Source organism: Lysobacter yananisis, from assembly GCF_031199375.1.
In the GTDB taxonomy this organism is placed as follows: Bacteria; Pseudomonadota; Gammaproteobacteria; order Xanthomonadales; family Xanthomonadaceae; genus Lysobacter; species Lysobacter yananisis.
The window spans coordinates 274,822-287,087 of sequence record NZ_CP133568.1 but is presented as its reverse complement, the minus strand read 5'-3'; the positions used below and the strand labels follow the sequence as shown (position 1 = coordinate 287,087).

15 protein-coding genes and 1 pseudogene are annotated in these 12,266 nt (G+C 70.4%); 10 read left to right on the top strand and 6 right to left on the bottom strand.

Annotated features, from left to right (window positions below):
* Positions 1-69 precede the first annotated feature (69 nt).
* Together RDV84_RS01320 and RDV84_RS01315 are read right to left on the bottom strand one after the other, a co-directional pair.
* Complete coding sequence (locus RDV84_RS01320) at positions 70-1,005, bottom strand: hypothetical protein (protein WP_309152224.1); 936 nt, start codon at positions 1,003-1,005, stop codon at positions 70-72.
* Positions 998-1,603: an RNA polymerase sigma factor gene (locus RDV84_RS01315; RefSeq protein WP_057946500.1), complete on the bottom strand. Its 606-nt coding sequence runs from the start codon at positions 1,601-1,603 to the stop codon at positions 998-1,000. The genes RDV84_RS01320 and RDV84_RS01315 overlap by 8 nt, the downstream gene beginning before the upstream one ends.
* Positions 1,604-1,708: 105 nt before the next feature.
* On the opposite strand from RDV84_RS01315, the gene RDV84_RS01310 reads away from it, so the two are divergent.
* From RDV84_RS01310 to gcvH, 6 genes are all read left to right on the top strand, one after another.
* Positions 1,709-2,665, top strand: a complete 957-nt coding sequence (locus RDV84_RS01310) for an SPFH domain-containing protein (RefSeq protein WP_057946501.1) — start codon at positions 1,709-1,711, stop codon at positions 2,663-2,665.
* Between the two features lies 1 nt (position 2,666).
* Entirely contained in the window at positions 2,667-3,107 is a 441-nt protein-coding gene (locus tag RDV84_RS01305; protein WP_057946502.1) for an NfeD family protein, read from the top strand.
* A gap of 2 nt (positions 3,108-3,109) precedes the next feature.
* Entirely contained in the window at positions 3,110-3,976 is an 867-nt protein-coding gene (locus RDV84_RS01300) for a hypothetical protein (protein WP_309152223.1), read from the top strand.
* 310 nt (positions 3,977-4,286) lie between these two features.
* Positions 4,287-5,423, top strand: coding sequence for a glycine cleavage system aminomethyltransferase GcvT (gene gcvT / locus RDV84_RS01295; RefSeq protein ID WP_057946504.1), 1,137 nt, complete (start codon positions 4,287-4,289; stop codon positions 5,421-5,423).
* Between the two features lie 208 nt (positions 5,424-5,631).
* Positions 5,632-6,270, top strand: coding sequence for a 2-hydroxychromene-2-carboxylate isomerase (locus RDV84_RS01290; RefSeq protein WP_309152222.1), 639 nt, complete (start codon positions 5,632-5,634; stop codon positions 6,268-6,270).
* 136 nt (positions 6,271-6,406) lie between these two features.
* Positions 6,407-6,802: a glycine cleavage system protein GcvH gene (gcvH, locus tag RDV84_RS01285; RefSeq protein WP_057946506.1), complete on the top strand. Its 396-nt coding sequence runs from the start codon at positions 6,407-6,409 to the stop codon at positions 6,800-6,802.
* Between the two features lie 285 nt (positions 6,803-7,087).
* On the opposite strand, the gene RDV84_RS27265 is transcribed toward gcvH, so the two are convergent.
* The 3 genes from RDV84_RS27265 to RDV84_RS01280 form a co-directional block, all read right to left on the bottom strand.
* Positions 7,088-7,387 carry a DUF6053 domain-containing protein gene (locus RDV84_RS27265; protein ID WP_486624539.1) on the bottom strand — a complete coding sequence of 100 codons (300 nt, stop codon included), beginning with the start codon at positions 7,385-7,387 and terminating at the stop codon, positions 7,088-7,090.
* Positions 7,269-7,568, bottom strand: a complete 300-nt coding sequence (locus RDV84_RS27260; RefSeq protein ID WP_486624540.1) for a DUF6053 domain-containing protein — start codon at positions 7,566-7,568, stop codon at positions 7,269-7,271. The genes RDV84_RS27265 and RDV84_RS27260 overlap by 119 nt, the downstream gene beginning before the upstream one ends.
* A gap of 233 nt (positions 7,569-7,801) precedes the next feature.
* On the bottom strand, positions 7,802-8,104 hold the full coding sequence (locus RDV84_RS01280) for a hypothetical protein (RefSeq protein WP_309152221.1): 303 nt from the start codon (positions 8,102-8,104) through the stop codon (positions 7,802-7,804).
* A gap of 138 nt (positions 8,105-8,242) precedes the next feature.
* On the opposite strand from RDV84_RS01280, the gene RDV84_RS01275 reads away from it, so the two are divergent.
* The 4 genes and pseudogenes from RDV84_RS01275 to RDV84_RS27255 all read left to right on the top strand — a co-directional run.
* Complete coding sequence (locus RDV84_RS01275; protein ID WP_309152220.1) at positions 8,243-8,776, top strand: hypothetical protein; 534 nt, start codon at positions 8,243-8,245, stop codon at positions 8,774-8,776.
* Between the two features lie 582 nt (positions 8,777-9,358).
* Positions 9,359-9,781, top strand: a complete 423-nt coding sequence (locus RDV84_RS25620; RefSeq protein ID WP_057946507.1) for a hypothetical protein — start codon at positions 9,359-9,361, stop codon at positions 9,779-9,781.
* A gap of 301 nt (positions 9,782-10,082) precedes the next feature.
* A complete protein-coding gene (locus RDV84_RS01265; RefSeq protein WP_309152219.1) occupies positions 10,083-10,613 on the top strand; it encodes an SRPBCC family protein in 531 nt (176 codons plus the stop codon).
* 43 nt (positions 10,614-10,656) lie between these two features.
* Positions 10,657-10,734: pseudogene (locus tag RDV84_RS27255) on the top strand (DUF6053 domain-containing protein); the annotation flags it as partial.
* Positions 10,735-10,817: 83 nt separating this feature from the next.
* Here the strand turns inward: RDV84_RS27255 and RDV84_RS01260 are convergent.
* A complete protein-coding gene (locus RDV84_RS01260) occupies positions 10,818-12,242 on the bottom strand; it encodes a serine hydrolase domain-containing protein (protein ID WP_078995966.1) in 1,425 nt (474 codons plus the stop codon).
* Between the last annotated feature and the right edge of the window lie 24 nt (positions 12,243-12,266).

Here is a 12,266-nt window from a genome sequence, read left to right as displayed (position 1 = left end):
GCGGACGGCGGCTCGCAGGCGGGCGTCGCGCAGTGGGGCAGGGCGGGCTCGTGCATGGGCATTCGGCCTTCAGTCCACGCGCACCAGTGCGCCGTCGTAGCGCTCGCCGCCGCGTGCGGCGAACCAGCGCTGGGTGCTCTCCACGCCGGCCAGCGCGCGCAGCGAGTCGACCCGTTCGCGCCACAGCGCCACGCGCGAGACGGCCGGCAGGGCGCCGTCGATCAATGCGGTGTCGATCAGGCGCAGGCGCTGGTCGAGGTCGGCGCTCATGACCGCGGCGGCGGCGCTGGCGACGCGCTCGTCGCGCGCGGCGGCCACCAGCGCTTCCAATTGCGCCGACTCGGCCTGCAGTTCGCGCAATTGCGCGGCGAAGCGGGCGTCGTCGGAGGCGCGGGCAACGTGGTCGGGCGCTGCGGATGGCGTCGCGTCGGACGGCGCGGTGGCGGCCGCGCGCGGTTGCGGCACGACGTTCGCGGCCGTCGCCAAACGGCGCTCGGCGGTAGCGGTGCGGGTGGGTTGCGTCGTGTCGGCTGTCGCCGGCGTCGGCGTCGGCGTCGGACGCGCTTCGGAGGCGCTGTCGCGGCCGCGATCCGCGCTTCCGGCGACGCTTCGGTTTCCGCCGTCGGCCTTTCCGCTCGCGGCGATGCGTTGGTTACCGTCGTCGGTTCGCGTCGGCGCCGTAACCGCATCGCGCTGCGGCGCTGCGGCCGGCGGCGCCTGCCGCACCAGCGGTTCCGACACAGGGCCTTGCGCCGGCCGCTGCGCGCGCAGGCCGAGCCACAGGCCCAACGGCAGCGCTGCGGCGAGCATCGCCGCCAGCGCCCAGCGCTGGCGCGAGCGGCGCGCGGTGGCGGCAACGGACGCCGACGCGGTCGCCGCGGCGGCGACGGGCTGTTCGGCCAGGCGTTCGGCCAGGCGCGCCCAGCCGCCGGCGGGCGGCGTTTCGGCGGGCAGCGCGGCGAACGCGCCGGCCCAGTCGGACGGGGTAGGGGACTGCTCAGGCATGGGCCTGCTCCGGTTCCAGCAACTGGCGCAGGCGGCGGCCGCCGCGCGCGAGTTGCGATTTTGAAAAACTGATCGAGCGCTGCATCAGCGTGGCGATCTCCTCATGGGTGTAGCCCTCGGCGTGGTACAGCCACAGCACGCTGCGGGTGGCCTCGGGCAATTGCGCCAGCGCGCGCCCGAGCGCGGCGGCGTCGGCGGCGGCCGGCGGCGGCGGAGCGCGGTCGTCGGCCAGGTGTTCGTCCTCGCTGTCGGCGTGCTCGTGGCGGCGCCGGCTGCGCAGGCGCATCAGCGCCTCGTTGACCGCGATCTGGCGCAACCAGCCCCAGAACGGCGTGCCGCTGCCGTCGCGGTGGCCGCGGAAGTCGCCGATCCGCGTGAGCACCTTGAGCATGGTCTCCTGCAGCACTTCGGTGGCTTCGTCGCGGTCGCCGGCGATGCGCACCGCCAGGGTGAACACCGGCCGTTCGAACCAGCGGTAGATCTGCTCGAACGCGGCGCCGTCGCCGGCGCGGGCGCGCGCCAGCAGCGTCTCCGGGACGTCGATGGCGAAGCTCGACACGGGCCGGTCGGCGGCGGGCGCGGGCGGCGGCAGGGGCATGGGTTCGGGTGGCATTCCCAGGCAAGGATGCACCGGGGGCGTGAAGGGTCGCAGCCGGCGCCAAGGCCTATACTGCGCCTATCTATAAGGACGAAGGGGGACGACATGGGCGCTGCCGGTTCGATTCTGGCGCTGGTCTTGGTATTCGCCGGCGTGGTGTTGTTGTTCAAGACCGTGCGCATGGTCCCGCAGGGCTACCAGTGGACGGTCGAGCGCTTCGGCCGCTACACCCACACCATGGACCCCGGCCTGCACTTCCTGATCCCGGTGATCTACGACGTCGGCCGCAAGATCAACATGATGGAGCAGGTGCTGGAGGTTCCCAGCCAGGACGTGATCACCAAGGACAACGCGGTGGTCAAGGTCGACGGGATCGTGTTCTTCCAGGTCCAGGACGCGGCCAAGGCGGCGTACGAAGTGGCCCAGCTGGAGATCGCGATCCTCAACCTGGTGATGACCAACATCCGCACCGCGATCGGTTCGATGGACCTGGACGAGTCGCTGTCCAAGCGCGACGAGATCAACACCAAGGTGCTCAACGCGGTCGACGCGGCGACCCATCCGTGGGGGCTGAAGGTCAACCGGATCGAGTTGAAGGACATCCAGCCGCCGCGCGACCTGGTCGATTCGATGGCCCGGCAGATGAAGGCCGAGCGCGAGAAGCGCGCCAACATCCTCGAGGCCGAGGGCCACCGGCAGTCGGAAATCCTGCGCGCCGAGGGCGACAAGCAGGCCGCGATCCTGGAAGCCGAAGGCAAGCGCGAGGCCGCGTACCGCGAAGCCGAGGCGCGCGAGCGCCTGGCCGAAGCCGAGGCCAAGGCGACCCAACTGGTGTCCGACGCGATCGCCGCCGGCAACGTGCAGGCGATCAACTACTTCGTCGCGCAGAAGTACATCGAGGCGTTCAAGGCGCTGGCGCAGGCGCCGAACCAGAAGTTCGTGATGATGCCGATGGAGTCTTCCGGCGTGATCGGCTCCCTCGCCGGCATCGCCGAACTGGCCAAGGATGCGATGGCCCAGCAGGCCGCTTCGAGCGCGCGGCCGCCGCGCAGCGGAGCCTGACATGAGCTGGAACTGGCCGACCGTCGCCTGGGCCGCCGTCGCGCTGCTGCTGTTCGCGGCCGAGGCGATGGCGCCGGGGGCGTTCATGCTCTGGCTCGGGCTGGCCGCGGCGGCGGTGTTCGTGCTGGTGCTGGCCTTGCCGGAACTCACCGTGCTGACCCAGGTCGCCGCGTTCGTGGTGCTCAGCTTCGTCTCGGTGCAGGTCTACCGCACCTGGTTCCGCAAGCGCGAGCCGGCCAGCGACCAGCCGCTGTTGAACCGCCGCGCCGAGCAACTGATCGGCCGGGTGGTGCCGCTGGAGCGCGGCATCGTCGCAGGTCGCGGGCGGGTGCAGATCGCCGACGCGTTCTGGGACGTCAGCGGCCCGGACCTGCCGGCCGGCGCGCTGGTGCGCGTGGTCGGCGCCGAGGCCATGGTCCTGCACGTGGAAGCGGCGGGCTGAGCGTGGGCCCGCGCTGCGCCAGGCCGTGGTCGCGCGCAACCGCGCGCCGACGCGCGTCGGCGGCGCTGGGCGCGTGCGCGCTGGGCCTGTGCCTGGCCGCGCAGGCGGGGCCGACCGTGCCGGCGCCGGCCAATCCGGCGCAGAGCAAAATGGTCGACAGCAAGCCCGCTAGCAGCAATCCGATCCGCGACAAGATCGCCCAGGACAAGGCCGTCCAGAGCGGTGCGACGCAAGCCAGGCCGACGCAAGCCGCATCGCCCCAGAACGCATCCGCGCAGAGCGGCGCGGCCCGCGGCGCGCCGGTTCAGAACCCGCCGACCCAGGCCGGATCGAAGCCCAACGCCTCGGCTGCGGCCGGCCCGGTCCCGAGCGGCCCGATCCTCGCCCGGCCGCCGGCGCTGCGCGACGACAAGATGGCGACGCGCGACTGGATCGGCCGGGTGGTGCCGCCGTATCCGGACGGCTATCGCTCCAACACCGGCGGCTGCGTCGGCAGCGGCCGCAGCGCCGAACAGATCTGCGCGCGCAGCATCGGCACCATCGACGACAACGAAGACCGCTCGCAACTGTTGTACGCCGCCGAACTGATCGGCCGCGCCGGCAACGAAGCGCGCTGGAAGATCACCGACGTGGTCGCGTATCCGCGGCTGCAGCGCGGCGAGCGCGTGTCGATCTCGACCTGCCTGTACGACGGCGCCGGCGATCCGGGCGTCATCGCCGTCGTCGACACCCTGGTGGAGAACGCCGCCGCGCGCGAGACCTTCGACGCGGTGCGCTGGGCGGTGCGCCTGGACCGCAGCAAGGGCCGCTTCGTCGAGATCAAGGCGGCCGAGGTGCAGTGCTACAACGAAGGCGCCGAGGGCGAGTGAGCGGTTCGTCGGTCGAGGCGCGCGCTGCCTAGCGAACTGATCGCAAAGCGTCGGGCCTGAAGGCCCTCCCACAACAGCGGACCTTTCTTTTTGTGAGGGGCCTTTCTTTTGTGGGAGGGCCTTCAGGCCCGACGCTTTTGTTTCGGCCGCGAAGGACTTTCATCGCGACCGCAGCCCCAGGCACCGCGGCCGAGGTCTCGGCACGACCGCCACCATTCGCCGGGGTACCGAAATACGGCAAACCCGCACGCCGCGCGCTTGAGGGATAATCCCGGGTTCCCACCCCCACCCAGCAGAGCAGGCCGCGCCCATGAGTCAGAAGACCATTCTCAACGACGCCCATCGCGCACTCGGCGCCAAGATGGTCGATTTCGGCGGCTGGGACATGCCGATCAGCTACGGCTCGCAGATCGAGGAGCACCATCAGGTGCGCCGCGACGCCGGCATGTTCGACGTCAGCCACATGACCGTGGTCGACCTGCGCGGCGCGCGCGTGCGCGAGTTCCTGCGCCGCCTGGTCGCCAACTCGGTCGACAAGCTGCAAAAGAGCGGCAAGGCGTTGTACACCTGCATGCTCAACCAGGACGGCGGGGTCATCGACGACCTGATCGTCTATTTCCACGACGAGGAATACTTCCGCCTGGTGGTCAACGCGGCCACCCGCGACAAGGACCTGGCGTGGATCGGCCAGCAGGCCGCCGCGTTCGGCGTCAGCGTCACCGAACGTCCCGAGCTGTCGATGATCGCGGTGCAGGGCCCGAACGCGCGCGAGAAACTCATCGGCCTGCTGCGCGAGGACGATCGCGCGCGCATCGGCAAGCTCGGCAAGTTCGTCGCCGGCCAGGCGCAGACCGCCGACGGCATCGAACTGTTCGTCGCCCGCACCGGCTACACCGGCGAGGACGGCTTCGAAGTGATCGTGCCCGAAGACCGCGCGGTCGCGCTGTGGGACGCGCTGCTCGCCGCCGGCGTGAAGCCGGCCGGTCTGGGCGCGCGCGACACCCTGCGCCTGGAAGCGGGCATGAACCTCTACGGCCAGGACATGGACGACACGGTCTCGCCGTACGAGGCCGCGCTGGCCTGGACCGTCGCGCTCGACGTGGATGCCGATGGAAAGCCGCGCGACTTCATCGGCCGCGCCACGCTCGAAGCGCACAAGGCCGGCGGCGCGCCGCGGCAGATGATCGGCCTGGTGATGGACGAGAAGGGCGTGCTGCGCCACGGCCAGAAGGTGCTGACCGCGCACGGCGAGGGCGAGATCCTCTCCGGCACGTTCTCGCCGACCCTGGGCAAGTCGATCGCGTTCGCGCGCGTGCCGGCCGGCGAGATCGCGCTCGGCGCGGCCGGCAACGTGCGCGTGGACATCCGCGGCAAGGAAGTGCCGGTGCGCGTGGTCAAGTTCCCGTTCGTGCGCGACGGCCAGGCGCAGGACGGCGTGCTCGGCTGATTCGCGCCGCGCGGCCGGGATCGCGCGGGTGCGCCCCGCGCGATCGTCGTCCGCGCACCGCCCGATTCCGAACCGCCTCGCCCGATCCGCCCGCCCGATCCAGGTGGGCCTACCCAGCCAGCGGCCCGGCGCATCGCCCGGGCCGCGACGCCACCTTCCCGATCCGGCCGCCGCGCTGGACCGGGCATCGAAATGAACGGAGCCGTGCATGAGCGTCGCCGTCGACTACTACTTCAGCTTGATCTCGCCCTACGCCTACCTCGGTCATGCGCCGCTGCTGGCGCTGGCGCGCGAGACCGGCGCGCACCTGCGCTACAAGCCGGTGCGCATCTTCGAACTGTTCTCCGCCAACGGCGGCCTGCCGCTGGGCCAGCGCGCGCCGGCGCGCCAGCGCTATCGCGTGGTGGAACTGCAGCGCGCGCGCGCCGAGCGCGACGTGCCGCTGAATCTGACGCCGAAGCACTTCCCGGTCGACCCGGGCCTGGCCGACCGCTGCGCGATCGCGCTGGTGCGGGCCGGGCGCGATCCGGCGCAGTACATGGACACGGTGTTCCGCGCGATCTGGGCGCACGACGAGGACATCGCCGACCGCGGCGTGCTGGCGCGCGCGTTGCGCGACGCCGGTCACGATGTCGATGCGATCCTCGCCGCGGCCGATACCGGCGCGGTGGCCGAGGTCTATCAGGACAACACCGCCGCGGCGATCGCCAACGACCTGCCGGGCCTGCCGGGTTACGTCTTGAACGGCGAGCCGTTCTGGGGCCAGGATCGCGTCGACGCGCTGCGCGCGGCGCTGGTCAGCGGGCGCGCGCCGTTCCTGGCCGGCGCCGGCGCGGCACCGCGTTGAACCGCGGCGTCGGCCGCGGCGGCGCCTGAACTGCGCCGTCGCCGCCGATCGTCGTCAACCCCTCCCATGACGCGCCAGCATCGTTAAACTACGCGCCATCATCCGCGGCTCCCCGCAACGTCCGAGGCCCCCTGCCATGAGTGAAATTCCCGGCGATCTGAAGTTCATGAAGTCCCACGAGTGGGCCCGCGTCGAAGGCGACGGCAAAGTCACCGTCGGCATCTCCGACCACGCCCAGGGCCTGCTCGGCGACCTGGTCTACGTCGAGCTGCCCAACGTCGGCGACCGCGTCGAAGCCGGCAACGCGTCGGCCGTGGTGGAATCGGTCAAGGCCGCCTCGGACGTGTACGCGCCGGTTTCGGGCACCGTCACCGCGGTCAACACCGAGCTGTCCGACAAGCCCGAGACCATCAACGAAGATGCCTACGGCGAAGGCTGGATCTACACCGTCGAGATCGACGAGCCGGACCAGCTCAACGAACTGCTGTCGCCGGACGACTACGCCGAGCTGCTGGAAGACGACGACCACTGAGCCGTCCGCCGCGGCCGATCCCTCGGCCATGGCCCCACGGGGAGCGCAGGACCGGACCGCGACGCGGTACCGGGACTGGCTCCCCGTTTCGTTGTGGGCGGGCCTTCGGGCCCGATGGTCTTGTTTCCGCTGCGGCGGACCTGCCTCGCGACCTGCGCCGAAAGCGCGACCGAACCTTCCTCGCAAGCTGAGCCGAAAGCGTCGGGGCTGAAGCCCCTCCCACAACAGTCGGCGTCGTTGCCTTGGCGGCGAGATCTTCGTCGCTGCATTCGTGTGGGAGGGCCTTCAGGCCCGACGCTTTTCTTTCCGCCGCGGTAAAATCTGCCTAGCCGCATGCGCCAGAAGCGCGGTCGAACCTTCCTCGCAAGCTGAGCCGAAAGCGTCGGGGCTGAAGCCCCTCCCACAACGGCCGGCGTCGTTGCCTTGGCGGCGAGATCTTCGCCGCGGCATTCCTGTGGGAGGGCCTTCAGGCCCGATGCTTTTCTTTCCGCTGCGGTAAAACCTGCCCAAGCGCATGCGCCAGAAGCGCGGTCGAACCTTCCTCGCGAGCTGGGCCGAAAGCGTCGGGGCTGAAGCCCCTCCCACAACAGTCGGCGTCGTTGCCTTGGCGGCGAGATCTTCGCCGCGGCATTCCTGTGGGAGGGCCTTCAGGCCCGATGCTTTTCTTTCCGCTGCGGTAAAACCTGCCCAAGCGCATGCGCCAGAAGCGCGGTCGAACCTTCCCCGCAACCTGAGCCGAAAGCGTCGGGGCTGAAGCCCCTCCCACAACCGTCGGCGTCGTTGCCAGGGCCGCGTGACCTTCGTCGCGGCATTCCTGTGGGAGGGCCTTCAGGCCCGACGCTTTTCTATCCGCCACGGCGGAACCTTCCTCGCGAGCTTGCTCGACCGAAGCCGTCGCGACCCGAACCCTCCCACGACGGCGGTGTTCGTCGGCGGGAGCGGCTTCAGCTCCGACGCGCTTCGATCCGCCGCGTCGTCGCGCCGGCGATGGCCGGATACTCACCGCGCGTGCCGCCGCTCAGCATTCGAATGCGAATACGAGGTGGCATTCGCGGGCGCGTCGTTGACGCCGGCATAACGCGATCGCGCGCGCCGCGTCGCCGCCGTCGCCGGTCGCTCCCCGCTCGACGACGATGCTTCGATGCCAGCGAGCAGCGTGGGTGCGCGCGTCGCGCGGGTGTTGCCGGGCGGCGCTGGCGGCGTCTGCGGTAGCGGCGATGCCGCCGCGCCGACGAGCGAGGATGGCGCCGGCGTCATCGGCGCCGCCACGCGCATGCATCGTTTTCGCTCGGGAAAATCCACGCGACCGCGCTCGCGGTCGCGTGCCGTCGCGGTCGGCGCGGCGGTCTTACGCCGCGGTCGCGATGCAGCGCGCCGGCCGCGCTGGTGCGGGTGCCGAGGCGGGAGCGCGCTCGTGCGCCGTCGCCGCCGACAGCACCGATGCTGGCCGCCGGATCGGACGACGCAACGCATGTCCGGCCGCGCGCGCTCCACTTTCGCGTAGCGTTTCGAACGGATCGCCGCGTCGCCGCCGCCGCGCTCGCGGCAACGCCGCCGTGGCGTTCGCGCGCGACCGGCGCGCGCGCCGCGCGCTGCGCTCGCGTCGGCGAACCGCGGCGGCGACGCGGCGATGGCGGCGCGTCGTTGCCGCCGACGCCCGCGCGTCGCGCGTCCGCACCGGCGCGTTCGCGCATGCCGGTCGCGGACGCGGCGGTCGTCGCCGCCGACCTTCCCGACGCCGGTCGCGGGGAAAAAAAGTTCGCGCACTTTCGCGCATTCGGGCTTGTGCGACGCGAAATCGGCGGCGTCGGCGGAAGGGAATTTTTCTTGCCGGTACAGGTCGCCGCGAACGCTTCGCGCGCGTCGGCGAACGCGCGCGCGCATCGCGCGATGCGCGAAAAGAAAAAACGCGACAACGCGGAAACCCGCGCCACGCTTGGGTTTCAGCGTAGTAGTCGAAATTCTTTCGCGTAGCCTTCGATGCGCGCGCGCGTTGCCGCGCGATGCGCGCGCGCGCGCCGTCCACGCCGGGCCGGTCGGGCCGGCGAAGAAAAATCCGCCGGGGTTGTTGACAGTTGCAAAAAGCGTGATTAGGTTTCGCCCAGCAGACGTTCACTGCCACGAGAGTGAGAACAGCCAGCGCGACAACACGCAGCACAAATCGAACCTCCGCCCGGACAGTCAAAACGGTGGACGCAGGATTCGCTTCCTCTGCAGAAATGTTGGCCCCGCTCTCTTCGCCGATGACATCCAAAGTCCCGATGACATCGCTGGCGTCTCGCAAAGCACCCGGTACGCGTTCGGCGGCCCGGGTTTTTGTTTGGTCGCGCGGTTGCGCGGCCGCTTCCGCCCCGGCTCGCCACCCGGGCGGGCCAGCCATCGGTCCTGCCGCCGCCACGGCCGGACGCGATCCCCGATCCGTTCCGACGCGCCTCGCGCGCCGGCGGTTGCACGCGGGTCCGACTCCCGCGGCTCTGCCACCACAGAGTCTTTATAACTGGGCTTACCGCTACACCCCTGATCATCCCTGATCGACCACTGACGAGGAGCCATCCCATGGCCGTTAAGAAAGCCGCTAAGAAGTCCGCCGCCAAGAAAGCGACGAAGAAGGTCGCCAAGAAGGCCGGCGCTAAGAAGGTCGCCAAGAAGGCCACCAAGAAGACCGCCAAGAAGGCTGTGAAGAAGGTCGCCAAGAAGGCCGTCCGCAAGACCGCCAAGAAGGCCGCCAAGAAGACCGCCAAGAAGGCCGTGAAGAAGACCGCCAAGAAGGCGGCGAAGAAGGCGACCAAGAAGACCGCCAAGAAGGCCGTGAAGAAGACCGCCAAGAAGGCGGCGAAGAAGGCCACCAAGAAGACCGCGAAGAAGGCTGTCAAGAAGACCGCCAAGAAGGCCGCGAAGAAGGCCCCGAAGAAGGCCGCCAAGCGCGCCCGCAAGCCGAAGGCCGCCGCCATGCCGGCGACCCCGGCGCCGCTGATCTGAATCAGCGCCCCGATTAAGCCGTAACCCGACTCTCTCCCCGCAGCCCAGGCGGGGGGAGAGTTTTTTATTTGGGCCGGCGGAAAGCGCGCCGGCCGGCCGCGAGCGTCCTCGCCTTCGGCCGATGCGCGGCCCGGGCCGTCCCGCGGCGCTTGCCCGTCGCGCCATCGCGCACCGCACGTCGCGCCGCCGCTGCGTCCGCCCGCGCCGCCTTCCGCCTTCCGTCGGCCAACCGCGCCGCTCACCTCGCTTCCCGCGCGACGGCGCTAGCATCGGCGCAACGCCACCGGAAGGGGACCGCGACGTGAAAGCATTGCTCAAGGGCTTGCTCTATCTGGTTTTGCTGCTGGCGCTGGTCTGCGTCGGCGGCGGACTGCTGTTGCCGTCGACGACCCACGTCGAGCGCTCGATTTCGATCGACCGGCCGCCGGCGCAGGTCTACGCCATGCTCGATTCGTTCAAGCGCTTCAACGAGTGGTCGCCGTGGTACGCGATGGAGCCGGAGGCGAAATACAGTTACTCCGGGCCGGAATCCGGCGTCGGCGCGCGCATGGCCTGGGACGGCGAGACGGTCGGGCGCGGCAGCCAGCAAATCGAAGCGTCGGCGCCGCAGAAGATCGTCTTGGCACTGGAGTTCGACGGCAGCCGGGCGACCGCCAGCTACGCGCTCGCGGCCGAGGGCGACGGCACCCGGGTGACTTGGGCGCTGGACAGCGACCATGGTTACAACCCGATCGCGCGCTGGTTCGGGCTGCTGATGGAAAAGATGGTCGGCAAGGACTACGAGCAGGGACTGACGCGGCTCAAGCAGGTGTTGGAGAACGATCCGCGCTAAGGGCGCGAGCTGCGCCCAGAGCTCCGACTCGGCATCCGTTCTTGTGGGAGGGACTTCAGTCCCGACGTTTTCGGCTCCGATCGCCGCGATCCGAAAGAAAAGCGTCGGGACTGAAGTCCCTCCCACGACAGCACCGCTATGGGGTAGCCGCCAACGAAAAGGCCCGCCGAAGCGGGCCTTTCGATTCGTGCCGCGCGCGAGCGTTTACCGCGGCGCCGCGGTCGACTTCTGCGCGTTGCTGCCGTTGACGTCGCGCGCCGGGCCGACGCCCTCGGACGCGTACAGGCCCGGGTCGTCGAAGCCGTCGACGTCGAGCCAGCGCTGCACCGGCATGCCGATGGCGCGGTCGAGGATGGTCGGCAGCATGCCGGTCGGCAGGCCGCTCTCGCTGTTCCACAGCACCGCGATGCCGAGGTCGCGCTCGGGGACCATCGCGACCATGCCGCGATAGCCCTGCACCGCGCCGGCATGGAACACCACGCGGTGGCCGGCGTAGTCGAACACCCGCCAGCCCAGCGCGTAGCCGGCCGAACCGATGCGCTGGCGGCGCCAGCTGGAGCCGCGGATCTCGCTGGGCGTGTCGACCAGCGGCTGGTGCAGGGTCGCCAGCAGCGGCAGCGGCAGCACGTCGGGACGGTGGCCGGTCTGGGCGATCAGCCACTGCGCCATGTCGCTGGCGCTGGCGTTGACGCCGGCGGCCGGCGGCAATTGGTAATAGGTCGGCTTCGGCGTCACCGAGGCCCAGCCGCCGCGCGCGCGCACGTGCGGCTTGGCCCAGCGCGCGCTGGCGGTGATGCCTTCCAGGCCGAGGCTGGCGTCGTTCATGCCGAGCGGCTTGAACAGGCGGCGCTGCACTTCCTGGCTGTAGAAGTCGCCGGTGGCGGCGAAGACCACGTCGCCGATCAGGCTGAAGGCGATGTTCTGGTAGCCGTAGCAGGTGCCCGGCTGGCAGGTCATCGGCGCGTAGGCGAGCTTCTGGGTGAGCACGCGGTAGTCGGCGTAGTTCTCCAGGTCGCGGTCGTAGGTGTTGTGGCTCAGGCCGACGCGGTGGCTGAGCACGTCGGCGACGGTGACCGTGCGCGCGGCGTTGGCGTCGACCATCTGGAAGCCGGGCATGTAGTCGACGACCTTGCTGTCCCAGCGCAGGGTGCCGTCGTTGACCAGCAAACCGGTCAGGGTGCCGGCGAAGCTCTTGGACAGCGAGGCCAGGCGGAACACGGTGTGGGCGTCGATCGCCTCGGCGTTGCGCACGTCGGTGATGCCGTAGCCGCGCGCGCTGAGGATCTGGCCGTTGTGGACGATGGCCATGGCCATGCCCGGGATGCGCTGGTCGGCGACCATGGCCTGGGCCATGGCTTCGAACTGCTGCACGTCGAAGCCGGCGGCCAGCGGTTGCACGCGCAGGTTGGTATTGGCCGGCGCGCCGATGCCCAGTCCCTGCGGCGCGGTGCCGTCGACGCCCTGGCCGCGCGCGACCGCATCGGTGGAGACCGGCGTGGGCAGGGAAGGATTGGCGGGCTGCCAGCGCAGCGAGGTCTGCGCGGTCGAGCCGAGGGTCAGGGTCAGCAGGCCGGCGAGGGCGCCCAGGCGCCACGGGTTGAGTGAGCGTCGGGAAAGATCGCGTTTCATCGCTCAGCGCCTGCAAAGACCGGG